The 15,228-nt window shown below is 61.1% G+C and carries 15 protein-coding genes; 9 read left to right on the top strand and 6 right to left on the bottom strand.

Annotated features, from left to right (window positions below):
- Window positions 1–351, top strand: a 351-nt coding sequence (locus GA0061101_RS28955; protein ID WP_208865040.1) for a transposase, incomplete at its 5' end; no start/stop codon positions are given.
- A gap of 86 nt (window positions 352–437) precedes the next feature.
- A complete protein-coding gene (locus GA0061101_RS28950) occupies window positions 438–1,073 on the top strand; it encodes a bleomycin resistance protein (protein ID WP_092576333.1) in 636 nt (211 codons plus the stop codon).
- A gap of 30 nt (window positions 1,074–1,103) precedes the next feature.
- Here GA0061101_RS28950 and bluB read toward each other — a convergent pair whose 3' ends face one another.
- The gene (gene bluB, locus GA0061101_RS28945) at window positions 1,104–1,850 is read right to left on the bottom strand and encodes a 5,6-dimethylbenzimidazole synthase (protein ID WP_245297597.1); all 747 of its coding nucleotides are present in this window, start codon (window positions 1,848–1,850) and stop codon (window positions 1,104–1,106) included.
- A gap of 388 nt (window positions 1,851–2,238) precedes the next feature.
- Here bluB and GA0061101_RS28940 point away from each other — a divergent pair, with 388 nt between their 5' ends.
- On the top strand, window positions 2,239–3,153 hold the full coding sequence (locus GA0061101_RS28940) for a cation diffusion facilitator family transporter (protein WP_092576331.1): 915 nt from the start codon (window positions 2,239–2,241) through the stop codon (window positions 3,151–3,153).
- 1 nt (window position 3,154) lies between these two features.
- Entirely contained in the window at window positions 3,155–3,619 is a 465-nt protein-coding gene (gene queF / locus GA0061101_RS28935; protein ID WP_037194787.1) for a preQ(1) synthase, read from the top strand.
- A 55-nt stretch (window positions 3,620–3,674) separates the two neighbouring features.
- On the opposite strand, the gene GA0061101_RS28930 is transcribed toward queF, so the two are convergent.
- Window positions 3,675–4,487 carry a DUF2076 domain-containing protein gene (locus GA0061101_RS28930; protein WP_037195391.1) on the bottom strand — a complete coding sequence of 271 codons (813 nt, stop codon included), beginning with the start codon at window positions 4,485–4,487 and terminating at the stop codon, window positions 3,675–3,677.
- A gap of 230 nt (window positions 4,488–4,717) precedes the next feature.
- Between GA0061101_RS28930 and GA0061101_RS28925 the strand changes: the two genes are divergently transcribed.
- From GA0061101_RS28925 to greA, 3 genes are all read left to right on the top strand, one after another.
- Complete coding sequence (locus GA0061101_RS28925) at window positions 4,718–5,305, top strand: ATP-dependent Clp protease proteolytic subunit (RefSeq protein WP_037194786.1); 588 nt, start codon at window positions 4,718–4,720, stop codon at window positions 5,303–5,305.
- A gap of 263 nt (window positions 5,306–5,568) precedes the next feature.
- Complete coding sequence (locus GA0061101_RS28920) at window positions 5,569–6,531, top strand: MYG1 family protein (RefSeq protein WP_092576328.1); 963 nt, start codon at window positions 5,569–5,571, stop codon at window positions 6,529–6,531.
- A gap of 175 nt (window positions 6,532–6,706) precedes the next feature.
- On the top strand, window positions 6,707–7,189 hold the full coding sequence (gene greA / locus GA0061101_RS28915; RefSeq protein WP_037194784.1) for a transcription elongation factor GreA: 483 nt from the start codon (window positions 6,707–6,709) through the stop codon (window positions 7,187–7,189).
- A gap of 297 nt (window positions 7,190–7,486) precedes the next feature.
- Here the strand turns inward: greA and GA0061101_RS28910 are convergent, their stop codons facing one another.
- Genes GA0061101_RS28910 through GA0061101_RS28900 form a run of 3 tightly spaced genes read right to left on the bottom strand, consistent with a single transcriptional unit; the run spans window position 7,487 to window position 9,828 of the window.
- Window positions 7,487–7,870, bottom strand: a complete 384-nt coding sequence (locus GA0061101_RS28910; protein WP_047638668.1) for a glyoxalase/bleomycin resistance/extradiol dioxygenase family protein — start codon at window positions 7,868–7,870, stop codon at window positions 7,487–7,489.
- Window positions 7,836–9,020 (bottom strand): MFS transporter, encoded by a 1,185-nt coding sequence (locus GA0061101_RS28905; RefSeq protein ID WP_047638667.1) that lies wholly within the window; start codon window positions 9,018–9,020, stop codon window positions 7,836–7,838. Before GA0061101_RS28905 ends, GA0061101_RS28910 begins: the two co-directional genes overlap by 35 nt.
- Before the next feature lie 22 nt (window positions 9,021–9,042).
- Window positions 9,043–9,828: a DeoR/GlpR family DNA-binding transcription regulator gene (locus GA0061101_RS28900; protein WP_092576326.1), complete on the bottom strand. Its 786-nt coding sequence runs from the start codon at window positions 9,826–9,828 to the stop codon at window positions 9,043–9,045.
- A 239-nt stretch (window positions 9,829–10,067) separates the two neighbouring features.
- Here GA0061101_RS28900 and GA0061101_RS28895 point away from each other — a divergent pair, with 239 nt between their 5' ends.
- Both GA0061101_RS28895 and leuA read left to right on the top strand, forming a co-directional pair.
- The gene (locus tag GA0061101_RS28895) at window positions 10,068–11,252 is read left to right on the top strand and encodes a benzoate/H(+) symporter BenE family transporter (RefSeq protein ID WP_037194780.1); all 1,185 of its coding nucleotides are present in this window, start codon (window positions 10,068–10,070) and stop codon (window positions 11,250–11,252) included.
- Between the two features lie 327 nt (window positions 11,253–11,579).
- Window positions 11,580–13,292: a 2-isopropylmalate synthase gene (gene leuA, locus GA0061101_RS28890; RefSeq protein WP_037194779.1), complete on the top strand. Its 1,713-nt coding sequence runs from the start codon at window positions 11,580–11,582 to the stop codon at window positions 13,290–13,292.
- Window positions 13,293–13,354: 62 nt separating this feature from the next.
- Here leuA and GA0061101_RS28885 read toward each other — a convergent pair whose 3' ends face one another.
- Window positions 13,355–15,199, bottom strand: coding sequence for an ABC transporter ATP-binding protein (locus GA0061101_RS28885; RefSeq protein WP_092576323.1), 1,845 nt, complete (start codon window positions 15,197–15,199; stop codon window positions 13,355–13,357).
- Window positions 15,200–15,228 lie beyond the last annotated feature (29 nt).

Below are 15,228 nucleotides of genomic sequence, written 5' to 3'. Positions count from 1 at the left end.
CTGACGCCAGGCCAAGCGCATGATGGACGTTCGGCTGCCGATATGTTCGAGACTGTTCGGGCCGGAAATATCCTTCTGGCTGATCGTGCCTACGACAGCGACGCGTTGCGCCAAAACCTCAAAACCCGTGGCGCATGGGGATGTATTCGCCCTATGCCAAACAGGGTCAATATTCCCGTCTTCAGCCCATGGCTCTACAAACAGCGCAACGCGGTCGAGCGGTTCTTCAACAAACTCAAACACTTCAGAGCAGTCGCAACCCGATACGACAAACGCGACGACAACTTCCTCGCATCCGTCCAGCTAGCCTCAATTCGAATTTGGCTCCGATCTTATGAGTCGGTCACCTAGTCTTTTCACGTTCCCGTGGGGCACATCGGCATTGGGGCCGAAAGGGCTAAGCCCGCCCGCTGACAACCCTCAGCAGGAATGTGCCCATGCCGACCCTTGATACCTATCGCAAACAAGCCAAGCTATTGCTGCGCTGGCACCGTGAGGGCGATTATTCCATCGGAGAAAGAGTTAGAACGCTGGAGCGCTTCAAATCGCTGACCGACCGCGAGGTCTTGGCGATGAAGTTACCGCTGACACTGGCGCAGGAAATCGTCGCCATCGAAGCAGGCCACAAGAGCTGGGCCGAGCTGAAAGCCGTGGCAGTGGATGCGCCCAAGGTGCCGACCGCTTCGCCGGAGCCGCCTGTCATGATGAATGTGGTTCCGATCCTCTTCGTGCGGGACGTGACCGCGAGCGCGGCCTTCTTTGGGGATAGGCTGGGCTTTCTGGTGGATTTCCTACACGGCGCACCGCCTTTCTATGGCGCGGTTTCGCGTGACGGTATCTGCCTGCATTTGCGGCTCGTCCATCAGCCATTTTTTTCGGCCGCCGCCGCGCGCGAGAAGGCGCTGATCCTGGCTTCGATCGAGGTCTCCAATGTCCAGGGACTGTTCGAGGAATTCAAGGCCAAGGGCGTGGAGTTTGCGCAGCCGCTTGCGAAGCAGGCGTGGGGCGGCACCGATTTTCACGTGCGCGATCCGGACGGGAACGTGATCTCGTTTGTGGCATTCAAATCGTGATATTCGGACTATCGGTGATGGTGACGGAGCTTAGGGCTCCTCGCCATCCTGCCAGCATTCCTCGAAGATCAGCCTGTCGAGCGGCAGCCGGTCGCGCCAGCCCTTCACGGAAAGTTCCGGCATGTCGTAGAGTTCGTCGACATAGCCGACGCACAACCAGGCGACGATCTTGACGTGCTCGGGTATGCCCAAAATCGTCTTGATGGCCTCTTCGTGGAAAATGCTGACCCAGCCGACGCCGACACCTTCGGCGCGCGCGGCGAGCCAGAGATTCTGGACGGCGCAGACGGTCGAATAGACATCCGTCGCCGGATTATGCGTGCGGCCAAGCACCACAGGGCCGCCACGCGTGGTATCGCAGGTGATGCAGATGCTGAGCGGCGCCTTGCGGATGCCCTCCAGCTTCAGCCGCTGATATTGCGCGCGCCGATCGCCCTCGAACATTGCGCAGGCTTCCTCGTTTGCCTGATGGAACGCCTGCCAGACGCGTTCGCGCGTTTCCGGCTGACGGATCAGAATGAAGTTCCACGGCTGCATGAAGCCGACCGAAGGGGCGGAATGGGCCGCCTGCAGCAATCGCCTGACGAGGTCCTCCGGCAGCGGGTCGGACCTGAACTGGTCGCGCACGTCGCGTCGGGTCTCGATGGCGCGATAGACTGCGTTGCGCTCTCCCTCGGAGAACGCGCCGGCCGCGATCAGATGATCCGATACGCCTGTCGGAGCATCGGCGATGGAGGGCGCAAGATTGGCGTCGGTGGGGTCGTCGAGAGCAGACATGTTCAACCATGGTTTCGTGAGGGAGCGGCGGTTCGTCGGTCGATGCCGTCCACCTTCGCATATCGGGCTGAAGCACAGCTTAGTGCGCGATCGCAAGCGAAACTACCAGCACGATTCTTCACAGGCGAGCATATAATCGGCTTCCAATTGCCGCGAAGCGTCGTTTCAAGTGGATTTCTCCTCATGCTCCGCCCTTCGTTTGAACCGCCCGCTCGGGAGGAATTGTGCTGAGAAATGTGCCGCCTCCTTTGACAAATGAGGCGTCCTGCATCATATAACCCGTCAATGAACCGCCTGCGCGAAACTCGCGCGGGCGGTTTTGCATTTCAACGGCGCGTTTTTTGCAATTCATTCGCATATGCATGGCGCGCGGATATCGGAGAAGGGTATGAGCGGGCAAGGAAACGACACGATCAGGCGGCTCGCCCTGTGGGGCATTCCGCTGTCGCTTGGCGTCATGGGGTTGAAGATGCTGGCCTGGTGGCTGACGGGCTCCGTGGCGCTTTTGTCCGACGGCCTGGAGTCCCTCGTCAACGTCGTCGCCGCCTTGATTGCCTTCTTTGTCATCCGTTACGCGCAGAAGCCGGCCGACCACGATCATCCCTTCGGCCATCACAAGGCGGAATATCTTTCCGCCGTCACCGAGGGGGCGATGATCATCGTTGCGGCGCTGATGATCGTGCAGGAAGCGGTGGGGCATTTGGGCAATCCGCAGCCGATGCAGGCGCCGGCGCTCGGACTTGCGATCAACGTCGTCGCCGGCGTCATCAACAGTGTCTGGGCCTTGACGCTGATCCGCGCGGGCAAAGCACATCGCTCGCCGGCGTTATTGGCGGACGGGCAGCACATCATGTCCGACGTCTATACCTCGATCGGCGTGCTGATCGGCCTGCTGCTGGCGCTTGGCACCGGTCAGCCGATCTTCGACCCCGTGCTTGCCATTCTTGTCGCCATCAACATTCTCTATCAGGGCTGGATGGTCATCTCCAGTTCCATCGACGGGCTGATGGACAAGGCCGTGTTGCCGGAGGAGGAGAGCGTGATCAAGGATGCGATCGCCAAGAATGCCGAGGGGTCGCTTGGCGTGCACGATCTGAAGACGCGCCGGGCGGGATCCGTAACCTTTGTCGACTTCCATATGGTAGTACCCGCCGCCATGCCGGTGCGTGACGCGCATCGCATCTGCGACCGCCTTGAAGACGCCATACGGGTGATCCATGCGGGCGCCGAAATAACCATTCATGTGGAGCCCGAGGGCGAGAAAGCCCACGGCATCCGCGTCAAAGTGATCAAGGAGGCCTGATATGCCCAATACCGATGTTTCCGGCCTGTCGATGCTCGGCAGCCAGACAGAAACGGCAGCGAACCCAGAAGCGGCCGTTCTCGAAAAAGTGCCGTCCGGCCATGCCGGCACGGATTATGTCGTCCGCTTCACGGCGCCCGAATTCACCTCGCTTTGCCCGATGACGGGTCAGCCGGATTTCGCCCATATCGTCATCGATTACGTGCCGAACGAGTGGCTGGTGGAATCGAAGTCGTTGAAGCTCTTCCTCCATTCCTTCCGCAACCACGGCGCATTCCACGAGGATTGCTCGATCTACATCGCCAAGCGTCTGGTGGAACTGCTGGACCCCAAGTGGTTGCGCATCGGCGCCTACTGGTATCCGCGCGGCGGCATCCCGATTGACGTCTTCTGGCAGACCGGCAAGCCGCCGGAAGGCGTATGGCTGCCGGATCAGGGCGTGCAGCCCTATCGTGGTCGAGGCTGAACAAAAAGCCGCCGTCTGATGGCGGCTTTTTCTTTAAGCTCACGGTAGCCTGGTGTCAGGCAAACGAGCTGTCGTCGCCGCCATTGTCGAACGAATCGTCATTGGCGTCGTCCTGGGCGTCCTGCGCGGCGTCCTGGGCGTAATCGGCGGCACTCTGATCATTCTGATCGCTATTATCGTCATTGCCGAAATAGTTGTTGTTGATGATCGTTTCCTGCACTGGCTGTTCGGCTGCATTGGCCGCCGTGCCTCCGAAGAGGCCGCTGCCGGAATTTCCACCGAAGAGACCGCCGCCAGTGCCGCCCAGATGCGGGCTGAACAGGCTGGAGAGCGATTCCGCCAGCATCACGCCGCCGGCAACGCCGGCTGCCGTGCCGAGAGCGCCGCGCAGGAAACTGCCGCCGGCCGAGGGGGCTGCTGCCTGCTGGCTCCACGGGCCGGATGGCTGCGGCTGCTGGCCGCCCCATGGGCCTGGCTGCGGTTGGGCGTTGCGGGCATAATCATCATAGAGACGACCCTGCTGTTGCGGATATCCGGCCTGAGGCGCCGGCGCGCGCGGCGGCTGGCCACCGCCGAAGAGGGAACCGAGCCCGCCGAGGAAACCGCCGCTCTGACCCTGCGGATGGCTCTCGGCCCCCTGCTGCTCGAGCTCGTGCACGCGCGCTTCGAGCTGCTGGATGCGATCGGCGGCAGCCTTCATGCCCTGTTCCTGCATGATAACGGCCTGCGCCAGGAAATACGGCGCGTAGGGCTGGTCGCGAACCGACTGGTTGATGAAGGTCTCTGCATCGGCGTCGCGTTGAGCGCTGGATGCGGCGCGCACGCGGTCGAAGAGAGAGGTGAGCAGTTGACGTTCTTCAGGCGACATGATGGCCTCCTTGGCTATCTGTTGCTGCAAATTTGGGACGCGATCCTCATCGCGCTGACCTGACGTAGGATCCAATGTCGGCTTTTCAAAGCCTTTCAAGTTACATTTCGGTAATCCGCAGCCATAACACCATGTTCCCTGGTGCTATTCCCGCCTTGTCTTTTTCCGGCATTGTTTTACGGATTGAGTCGCACTATGTGCGGTGAACGACGCATCTGCTGGAGAGTTGAATGAACGACGAAGACGAACAGGAAGACAAGAAGACGGAGCTGCCCTTGGGCAAGGACGCGGAGGCGAATCTTTTCAAGTCGCGTTCGATCTTCATTTATGGCGGCATCACGCAGGAACTGGCGCAGAAGACCTGCGCGCAGCTCGTAGCGCTCGCCGCCGCCAGCGACGAAGACATCCGCATCTATGTGAATTCGCCCGGCGGCCACGTCGAATCAGGCGATTCCATTCACGACATGATCAAGTTCATCAAGCCGAAGGTCTGGATGATCGGCACGGGTTGGGTCGCTTCCGCCGGTGCGCTGATCTATGTCTCGGTTCCCAAGGAGCGCCGTGTTTGCCTGCCGAACACGCGCTTCCTGCTGCACCAACCGTCCGGCGGCACGCGCGGCATGGCCTCCGACATCGAGATCCAGGCGCGCGAGATCATCAAGATGAACGAGCGCCTGAACAGGATCTTCTCGGAAGCCACCGGTCAGCCGGTCGAAAAGATCGCCAAGGATACGGACCGCGACTACTGGCTGTCCGCCGAAGAAGCCAAGACCTATGGTCTGGTCTCGCGCATCGTGACGTCGCAGGCGGAAATCTGATCTAGCAGATTTTGCTTATCGAGAGCCCTCGTTTGCCGGCAGGCAGGCGAGGGCTTTTTGTGCGGTGAAAGCTGTTTGCCACGGCTGCCCTTGCCCAACGCAGACACCGATCCACCCCGTTCGAAACGTTCCGTATTGTCGCTCGAGGTAGGGAACGACTAACGCACCAGAAGAGCGAATGACGGGTTGAGCTGACGTCCAGCAACGGCTATCTGGTGCCAACCTCAAGACGATCCTCCGCAAACAACAAGGCACATCCCGGCATGATCCCAGATTTCCTCGTCACCCATTCCGGTGGCTTCCATGCCGACGAGCTGCTGTCCAGCGTCATCCTGACCCGGCTCTTCCCGCAGGCTCGCCTGATCCGCAGCAGGGCGCAGGAATGGATCACACCCGGCGCCGACCGCATCATCTACGATGTGGGCGGAAAATATGATGCCGCGGAGCGGATCTACGATCACCATCAGCGCGGTGCGCCGCTGCGGGACGATGGCCAACCCTACAGTTCGTTCGGATTGATCTGGAAGCACTATGGCCGTGATTATCTCGCCGCCTTCGGTCTTCCTGAAGCAAATATCGATGCCGTACATGCCTCGTTCGATGCCAGCTTTGTGCTGCCGGTCGATCTGGTGGACAATGGCGCGCTCAGCCCCTCCGTTGCCGGGCCGCTGGCCGGGCTCACGCTGCCGGCGCTGCTGGAAACCTTAAAACCGGTGTTCGACGAGACCGATCCCGAGGCCGACGATCGCGGCTTCCACACCGCGCTGGCCATCGCACGTAGTTTCGTTGAGGCAAGGATAGGTCAAAGTGCTGCAAAATTGCGGGCCGAGGCACTTGTGCACCAGGCAATCGTGGATACCGGCGAGGGGCGGGTTCTGGAACTCCCGATGGGAATGCCGTTCCGTCCGGCCATCGTGAAGGCGGGCGCGGATCATTTGCTGTTTGTCGTTCACCCGCGCGAAAAGGACTGGTGCCTGACCGGTATCCGCCGCGCCCAGGAAGGGTTTGAGCTGCGGGCCGATCTGCCTGCGGCTTGGGCTGGCCTGACGAATGGTGATCTGGAGGCGGCTTGCGGCGTAGAGGGCGCGAGCTTTTGCCACAATGGCCGTTTCATCGCCGCCGCCGCGACCCGCGAGGCCGCCCTCGCCATGGCCGCGCTGGCAGTAAGGGAAGCGCTTTCCACCGGGCAGGCATCGGCAGCCGAAGCCGGCCTTGTTCCAAGCTGAACTATTCTTGTCGTCCGGGACGACCGGAAACGTCGCAGTCCGTGGGGCGATATCGGCCACCGATGGGCCAAGATTGGCGGTTCGTCCATTGTCGGTGTATTTATGGTTCTGACAGCGCAGCGGCAATCGTCCCGATGTGCTGCAAGAACGCGCCGCGCCCGAAGGGAGTTCAAGATTGGCTGTTGCCTTCACCAAGGAAGAGAGTTTCGAAACCGCTTCGGAAACCCTGATACCTGATCGCCCAATTTCGGCGCATCCGAATCTTGTGACGGAAGCGGGGTTGAAGGCTCTGGAGTTGCAGCTCCAGCAAGCGCGCGAGGCTTACGATGCTTCGAGCACAATCGAAGACGTGAACGAACGTCGCCGGCAGGCAGCAAGCCCCTTGCGCGATCTGCGTTACTTTGCGGCAAGAGTTCGCACGGCTCAGCTTGTCCCTGACCCGACTTCGATTGACACCGTCGCCTTCGGGAGCACGGTGACCTTCAGCCGTGACGATGGGCGCGTGCAGACCTATCGCATCGTCGGAGAGGATGAAGCGGACCCCAAGGCCGGTTCGATTTCCTTCGTATCCCCGGTGGCAAGGCTTCTGATCGGCAAGGCTGTCGGAGATGTCGTCAGCGTGGGTGATCAAGAGCTTGAGATCACTGCCATCTCGTAGAGCGCCCAACTGGCCGCCGTGCGAAAGCGACGGCTCGACGACATTCTCGAACAGTTTATGACTCTCTGAAGTCGCCGGTCAGCCGGAGAGCGCATCATTAAGGGTTATGAGCTGAGGATTTGCCGGCATGCACTGTTGGTGAAAGTGGTTTCACAACCGGGATGTCCTTGACCAGAAGAAAGTACTGGCGGCGGGATCGGCCGCCGCCAGCGTTCGCCGCTTGGGAGGGTGCAACGTTTCCGGGGGCGGCGAATTCGAAAAAATCGGATGACGAGCGTCGTCCGGCCTGCATGCTTTCTACGTCGTGATCTCGATCGGAGTTCCGTCCGGCATGGTAATAACCGCCTCGTAGAAACCGTCGCCCGTTGTCCGGGGCCCGGATTTCAGGCAGCCATCCGTCTTGCATCGCTCGGCCAGCGCATCGACGGCCGCCCGGTCGCCCAGCGATATTGCGATATGGTCCCAACCGACGCGTTCGTCATGCGTATCGGCTGGAAGCCATGGGCCGGTCATCAGTTCGACCTGGTCGAGCCCCGCAGGCAGATGCACGAAGCGGGAAATGAAGCCGGGGCGGCGCTGGCTGTGATAGGGCTCGCCGACGGTCGCTCCGAAGTACTTCATCCAGAACGCCGCTGCGGCGTCGATATCACGTGTCCACAGAGCGGTATGAGCGATGCGCATTTGCTTCCTCCTGGCCCTGGGGGCGGGTAACGATGCCGGCGCATAGAGGTGCGGCGCACAGCAATATGGCGAGCATCCAGAAGGAGCCGGGCAAGCCGACATGATTCGCGACGAAGCCCACACTGGCAGGCCCGATCAACACGCCCGCATATCCGCACATGGTGATGGCGGCGACAGCCAGCCCCGCCGGCATGACCGTCTGCGTCCCTCCCTTGCGGAAGAGCACCGGCACGATGTTGGAGGCGCCAAGCCCGATCAGCAGAAAGCCGCTCATGGCAAGGATCGCGATCGGGCTCAGCAGCAGAACGACGAACCCGGCCACCGCGACGAGGCCGCCCCATAGCATGATCGCCCTGTCGCCGAGCTTCGCCGTGATGGTATCGCCGGCCAGGCGCCCTGCTGTCATGGCAATCGCAAACAGCATGTAGCCGAGGCCGCCATGGCTGGCCTCGACCCTGCCTTGCGTGGTGAGCAGCAGGGCGCTCCAATCGAGAATGGCGCCTTCGACGAGGAAGGTAATGGCGGCGAGGACGGCAAGCAGCAAAACAAAGCTGCGGGGAATGGCGAAGAGCGGCGCATCCTCCGACGGAACGGTCCTGAGCAGCCGGGGCCATGCGACGACCATGGCGAGTACCATCAGGGCAGAAGATAGCAATGTTGCGACCAGAGGGCCGGCGTGAACGGATAGCAACAACGTCACCAGCAACGAGCCGATAAAGCCACCAATGCTAAAAAGAGCATGAAAGCCCGACATCAGAGGCCGGCCTGCGCCTTTTTCCACCTCGACAGCGTGAATGTTCATCGCGACGTCGAGTGATCCGAGCGATGCGCCAAACACGGCGAGGGTGATGCCCAGCGTGAATGGCGTGCTGGCTATGGTGAGGATCGGCAAGGTGAGCGCGAGCCCCAATCCGCCCGCAATAATGATGGGTTTGCTGCCGTAGCGTGCGCTCAACATGCCGGTGGCAAGCATCGCGGCGACCGAGCCGAGGCCTAGGCAAAGCAGCAATATGCCCAGCACACCGTCATCGACCCCGAGCCGAGCCTTGGCGAAGGGGACGAGGGGAGCCCAACAAGCGAGACCAAATCCCGCGATCAAAAAAGCCAGTCGTGTTGCCAGCCGAGTTTCCGGCCGATCAGCGGATTGCATGATGATTCCCCGTCTTTCGAGATCAGGACGATGAAGTGATGTCGTTCGGCTTCACGAGAGCGAAACCAGCTTCGACCGCGGCTTCCACGTCGCCAGCTGGCAGGTCGTCTTCGACAATCAGCCAATCGATATCGGCGGCACCGCCGATGCGATGCGCCGCACGCTCGTGAAACTTTTCTGACGTTGCTATGGCGATGCGCGACGCGCTGCGTTTGATGAGCGTCCGTTTGAAAATGGCGTCCGCGTGTTCATGCACGCTGATGCCGTTTCTCGCCGAAACCGCGCAGGCACCCACGAAGCAGCGATCGATATTCATGTTCTCGATGGCTGCGACCGCCGTCGCGTCGACGCTGCCTCCGACGATGGCATTGACCACGCCGCCGATGAGGATGAGCTCGAAGTCGCCACGGTTCATGATGGCAGCCGCTATGTCGATGGAGTTTGTGGCAATCGTCAGTTCGCTGTTCTTCGGCAGCAAGTCAACGATCGCAAGGTTCGTGCTGCCGCTGTCGAGAAATACAAACTCGCCCGGTTCGATCATGCTGGCGGCTGCTCGCGCCAGCGCCCTTTTTCGATCGGATGTCTGCCCGATCCGCGCAGAGATGGGCTGCGAGGGCGTCAGGAGAGGAAGCGCACCGCCATAGACGCGCCGGCATTTGCCCTCGGCGGCAAGCGCCCTCAGATCCCGGCGCACGGCATCCTCGGAAACGTTGAACTCGGCCGCAAGCGATGCGGCGACGATCTGCCGTCCGTCCGCAAGCCGTGCTTCTATGACGTCGCGGCGGGACAAGGGAAGTGAATTTCTCATGAATTTGCATTAACGTGCAGAAACGAGAGAGTCAATCTGCATGTTTGTGCATGTTTGATGATCTGCGATGATCATGTGTCGATGGCCGGCAAGTTGCATTGTCCACTTCGGCACCGTTCGCCGATGGCCGGTCTTGCTGTCATCGTTGCCACTTTGCCCGGGAACTGCACTTGCACGCCCGCTGCTTGTGATGCTCCATGTGAGTTCAATCGTCTTTTCCGCCCTGAGTCTTCGCCGCCATGCTCAAAGATTTCTCCATCCAAAGCCTGTTCATGGGGTGCCTCACGGCCTTTGTCGGCTTTGCCAGTTCCTTTGCCGTTGTTTTCCACGGTCTGCAGGTCGTCGGCGCGACGGATGCGCAGGCGGCGTCCGGCCTGATGGCTCTTTCGGTTGCAATGGGTCTTTGCGCCATCGTGCTGAGCGCAGTGACCAGATTGCCCATCAGCATTGCCTGGTCGACGCCCGGCGCGGCGCTGCTTGCGAGCGCCGGTGCGATCGAGGGCGGCTTTCCAGCGGCGGTCGGGGCTTTCTTCATCTGCGGTGTCCTGATCGTCATTGCCGGGCTGTTCCGGCCGTTCGGCCGTGCGGTGGCTTCCATCCCCGCGCCGCTGGCCAACGCTATGCTTTCGGGCGTGCTGCTTGGCCTGTGTTTTGCGCCGGTGAAGGCGATTGCCTTCAATCCCGCATTTGGCCTGCCGATTATCCTTGCCTGGATCATTGTCGGCTCCTTCAAGCGGTTGTGGGCAGTGCCGGCGGCACTTGCCGCCTTCGCCCTGGTGCTGGCCTTCGGCGTGAAAATACCGGATGGCGCATTCGCTTCGCTCGAGCATTCGCTGTTGCCGACTGTGGAACTGGTGAAACCGGTCTTCACCATCGCCGGCCTCGTCTCCATCGCGCTGCCGCTATTCATCGTGACCATGGCGTCGCAGAATATCCCCGGCATCGCGGTGCTGAAGGTCCATCACTACGATCCCAAGCCGGGCCCGCTATTTGCGATCACCGGTGTGTTTTCGCTGTTGGCCGTGCCCTTCGGCGGCCATGCGGTCAATCTTGCGGCGATCACGGCCGCCATGTGCGCCGGCCAGGATGCGCATGCGGATCCCAAGCGGCGTTACTGGGCTGCGATCGTTGCCGGGATCGGCTATATTATCCTGGGATTGCTCGCCAGTGCCGTCACCGCTTTCGTGGCGCTGGCACCGCAGATCCTGATTGAGGCGGTCGCCGGCTTGGCGCTGGTCGGCGCGCTGTCGAACTCAGCTCTCAATGCTTTCCAGCGGGCGGAATCGCGCGAGGCTGCCGCGATTACATTTCTGGTGACGGCATCGGGTGTTTCCTTCGGCGGAATTTCCGGCGCCTTCTGGGGCCTGCTTGCCGGCGGATTGATGATGGCGCTGTCGCGCGGCGTGCAGCTGCTGAAGAAGTGAGCAGGGGGTTGCTTCTTTGTTGTCGCGCGGCTATAAGCGCGACCATGAAGTTGACTGGCGCAAAGATTTCCGAACAGATTGCACGTGGGCGCTTCGCCCTGCGTGACAATACGCGCGCCCTGACATCGCTTCTCCTCCTCGGCCTTACGCGCGGTTGCCGGGTCCTTTGAGGAGCGCCCGGCGGCCGAAAAGCCCGCTGGCCATCGCTCCTCGCGACTTACCCTAAAATCGACAGTACACCCGCGAGGGGTCCGCATTTGTCATCGCCAAGCCGCATCCGATCGGCTAAGACGCGGGATAAATGACGGGAAAGGAAGAGACGAAACCATGGACGCAAACAGCCATTCCCCCAAAGGCATGCCCGAAGCAACGGTGAAATACCGCGCCTATCCCCAGATCAACATTCCCGACCGGACATGGCCGTCCAAGGTCATCACCAAGGCGCCGATCTGGTGTTCCGTCGACCTGCGCGACGGCAATCAGGCGCTGGTCGATCCGATGGGCCACGACCGCAAGGCGCGCATGTTCCAGCTGCTGCTGGACATGGGCTTCAAGGAAATCGAGATCGGTTTCCCCTCGGCCTCGCAGACCGACTTCGATTTTGCTCGCTGGTGCATCGAGCAGGGCAACGTACCTGACGACGTATCGCTGCAGGTACTGGTGCAGTGCCGCCCGGAATTGATCACCCGCACTTTTGAGGCTCTCGAAGGCGCCAACAAGCCGATCGTCCATTTCTACAATTCCACCAGCGAATTGCAGCGCCGCGTGGTGTTTGCCAAGGACGTGCAGGGCATCAAGCAGATCGCCGTCGATGCGGCGAAGATGATCAGCGACATGGCGGCCAAGGCCGGCGGCGGCTATCGCTTCGAATATTCGCCGGAAAGCTTCACCGGCACCGAGCTGGACGTGGCGCTGGAGATCTGCAACGCGGTGATCGGCGTGATGAAGCCGACGCCGGATAACAAGCTGATCATCAACCTGCCGTCGACTGTGGAAATGGCGACGCCGAACATCTATGCCGACCAGATCGAATGGATGTGCCGCAATCTCGACAATCGCGAAAACCTGATCATCTCTCTGCACCCGCACAATGACCGCGGCACGGGCATCGCCGCTGCCGAGCTGGCCTTGATGGCCGGCGCCGACCGCGTCGAAGGCACTCTGTTCGGCAATGGCGAGCGCACCGGCAACGTCGATGTCGTCACCATGGCGTTGAACATGTTCACGCAAGGCGTCGATCCGGAGCTGGATTGCTCCAACATCGAGCGCATGAAGGAAGTCTTCGAATATTCCAACCAGATGGCGATCGGCGAGCGTCACCCTTACGTCGGCGAATTGGTCTACACCGCCTTTTCCGGCTCGCACCAGGATGCGATCAACAAGGGCATGAAAGCTGCCAAGGTCGCCAACCATCCGGTCTGGGAAGTGCCCTATCTGCCGATCGACCCGCAGGATGTCGGCCGCACCTATGAGGCGATCATCCGCATCAACTCGCAATCCGGCAAGGGCGGCATCGCCTATATCATGCAGCAGGACTACGGTTTGAACCTGCCGCGCAATCTGCAGGTGGAATATCGCGAAGAGATCCAGCGCATCACCGATGAGGAAGGCAAGGAATTGCCATCCAAGCGTATCTACGAGCATTTCATCGAGCGCTACGTAACGCAGCCGGGTGCCCGCCTTCGCTTCGTCGATCATCACACCTTCGCCGATCCCGAGCGCAAGGGTCAGCGCATCGTCGCCGCCGAGATTACCGACAATGGCGAGGTGAAGCGTATCGAAGGGCATGGCAACGGCCCGATCGACGGCTTCATCAACGCGCTCTCGATCTATCTCGGCGTTCCGATGTCCGTCGAAGATTATTCAGAGCATTCGCTGCAGCATGGCTCCAACGCCTCGGCGATCTCCTATGTCGAGATTTCCTATCCGGGCGGCAAGCTCTTCGGTGCCGGCATAAACACCAACATCGTCGCTGCCTCCCTGGAAGCGATCGTCTCGGCGGCAAACCGCGTGCTCGATATCAAGACGGCGAAAGGCTGAGGCCATCAGCCGCCTTCTGTTAAAATCCCCTCGGTCACGCCGAGGGGATTTTTTGTTGCGTATCAGCTCGCTGCCGGATCGTCGGCTTCGATGAAGCCGCCGGATTGGTGTGCCCAGAGCGCGGCATAGATGCCGTTGCGGGCGAGCAACTGCGCGTGGGTGCCATCCTCGACGATACGGCCGCCGTCGAGGACGACAATGCGGTCCATCCGCGCGATGGTCGACAATCGGTGGGCGATGGCGATGACCGTCTTGCCCTCCATGATGCCGTAGAGCGTGTCCTGGATGGCGGCTTCCACTTCCGAATCCAGCGCCGCCGTCGCCTCGTCCAGGATCAGGATCGGCGCATCCTTCAGAATGGCGCGGGCGATCGCTATGCGCTGCCTTTGGCCGCCTGAAAGCTGGACGCCGCGCTCGCCGGCATGGGCGTCATAGCCGGTCCGCCCTTCATGGTCCCGCAGGCTGGCTATGAAACCGTCGGCGGCGGCATTTTCGGCGGCCATGACAATCGCGGCCTCTGAAACGCCGGCATTGCCGTGGGCGATGTTGTCGCGAATGGAGCGGTGGAGAAGAGTGGCCTCCTGGCTTACCATGGCGATCTGCCGGCGCAGGCTTTCCTGCGTCACGCGGCGGATATCCTGGCCGTCTATTTCGATGGAGCCGGACTCCGGGTCGAAGAAACGCAGCAGCAGGTTGACGAGGGTGGATTTGCCCGTGCCCGAGCGGCCGACAAGGCCGATCTTCTGGCCCGCCGCAATCCGCAGGAAAACGCCGTCCAGACCGCCATCACCCTTGCCGTAATGATGGGTGACCTGCTTGAAGGCGATCTCTCCGCGATCGATAGCAAGCAGGTGCGCGCCGGGCGCATCCTCGATCGAGAGAGGCTGCGCCACGGTCAGCAGCGATTGCCGCATCGCGCCAAAATGGGCAAACAGAGAGGAAACGGCATCCAGCATCCATTCCGCCATGCCGGTGATGCGGAAGCTCAGGGCAAGCGAGGCCGCGATCAGGCCGAGCGCCGCGCCGCCCGACTGCCATAGGATCACGGCATAGCCGACCAATGCGACGATCAGGAAACTGCCGAGGAACAGCATGCTCGAATTGACCGTGACCTCGAGTTTCTGCACGCGAACGAAGGTTTCTCGCGCGGTGGCAAAGCGCTGCAGGGCTTCACGATCCTCCGTTTGCGCGTCGGCAAAGAGCTTTATGAGGTCGATATTGGCGTAGGTGTCGACCGTCATGCCCGCAAGAGCGGCATTGGTTCCCTGGAAGTTCTCCGATGCGTGGCGCAACCGTGGGATGACGAAGGCCATCATGCCAAGATAGCAGCAGAGCCATACGATCAGCGGCCAGATCAGGCGCGGATCGATCGAGGCCATCAGCCAGAACGAGCCGGCGACATAGATCGAGACGAAGGACAGGGTATGCAGCACGGCATAGGCAGCACCGGTCGCCGACGTACCGATGTCGCGCACCTGGCTGGCGATGCGCCCGGAGAAATCCTGGCGGAACCAGCCGACTGATTGCCTGAGCACATGACGATGCGCGCGCCAGCGGAACAGCGTCTCGGCATTCGGCCTGAATGCGATGTCGTCAAGGCTCTCTCTGAGATAGCCCGCAAGCGGCCGGCCGATCAACACCAGCGCGGCGGCGGCCAGCAGCCCGGTGCCTTGCGATGCCCAGAGTTCATCCCGCCTGGCTGCTGCCAGATTATCCACAAGCTGGCTGGTATAGCCGATGAGCCAGATTTCGATGGCAGCGCCTATGACGGTCAAGGCCAGACTCATGGCCATGACAGTTCGGAAAGGGCGAAGGTTGGTGATGAGATACCGCCACGTCTGCGACGATGGCTTCAGCTCGCCATAATCCTGGAACGGATCGACGAACTCTTCAAAGCGACGAAACATGAGTGCCCTCCGAGGGCGGGAAATAGCAA

Origin of the sequence: Martinezella lusitana (assembly GCF_900094565.1) — a bacterium.
Classification (GTDB): Bacteria; Pseudomonadota; Alphaproteobacteria; order Rhizobiales; family Rhizobiaceae; genus Rhizobium; species Rhizobium lusitanum.
The sequence above is the reverse complement of the archived record's forward strand: the minus strand, read 5'-3'. Positions and strand labels throughout refer to the sequence as shown.

What these genes read in the sequence shown, in the direction of transcription:
- GA0061101_RS28910 (WP_047638668.1), bottom strand. Translation starts at nt 7,870, where the DNA reads ATGCGCATCGCTCATACCGCTCTGTGGACACGTGATATCGACGCCGCA.
- bluB (WP_245297597.1), bottom strand. Translation starts at nt 1,850, where the DNA reads ATGTCTGCTCTCGACGACCCCACCGACGCCAATCTTGCGCCCTCCATC.
- GA0061101_RS28885 (WP_092576323.1), bottom strand. Translation starts at nt 15,199, where the DNA reads ATGTTTCGTCGCTTTGAAGAGTTCGTCGATCCGTTCCAGGATTATGGC.
- GA0061101_RS28950 (WP_092576333.1), top strand. Translation starts at nt 438, where the DNA reads ATGCCGACCCTTGATACCTATCGCAAACAAGCCAAGCTATTGCTGCGC.
- GA0061101_RS28920 (WP_092576328.1), top strand. Translation starts at nt 5,569, where the DNA reads ATGATCCCAGATTTCCTCGTCACCCATTCCGGTGGCTTCCATGCCGAC.
- GA0061101_RS28895 (WP_037194780.1), top strand. Translation starts at nt 10,068, where the DNA reads ATGCTCAAAGATTTCTCCATCCAAAGCCTGTTCATGGGGTGCCTCACG.
- queF (WP_037194787.1), top strand. Translation starts at nt 3,155, where the DNA reads ATGCCCAATACCGATGTTTCCGGCCTGTCGATGCTCGGCAGCCAGACA.
- GA0061101_RS28905 (WP_047638667.1), bottom strand. Translation starts at nt 9,020, where the DNA reads ATGCAATCCGCTGATCGGCCGGAAACTCGGCTGGCAACACGACTGGCT.
- GA0061101_RS28925 (WP_037194786.1), top strand. Translation starts at nt 4,718, where the DNA reads ATGAACGACGAAGACGAACAGGAAGACAAGAAGACGGAGCTGCCCTTG.
- GA0061101_RS28930 (WP_037195391.1), bottom strand. Translation starts at nt 4,487, where the DNA reads ATGTCGCCTGAAGAACGTCAACTGCTCACCTCTCTCTTCGACCGCGTG.
- leuA (WP_037194779.1), top strand. Translation starts at nt 11,580, where the DNA reads ATGGACGCAAACAGCCATTCCCCCAAAGGCATGCCCGAAGCAACGGTG.
- GA0061101_RS28900 (WP_092576326.1), bottom strand. Translation starts at nt 9,828, where the DNA reads ATGAGAAATTCACTTCCCTTGTCCCGCCGCGACGTCATAGAAGCACGG.
- GA0061101_RS28940 (WP_092576331.1), top strand. Translation starts at nt 2,239, where the DNA reads ATGAGCGGGCAAGGAAACGACACGATCAGGCGGCTCGCCCTGTGGGGC.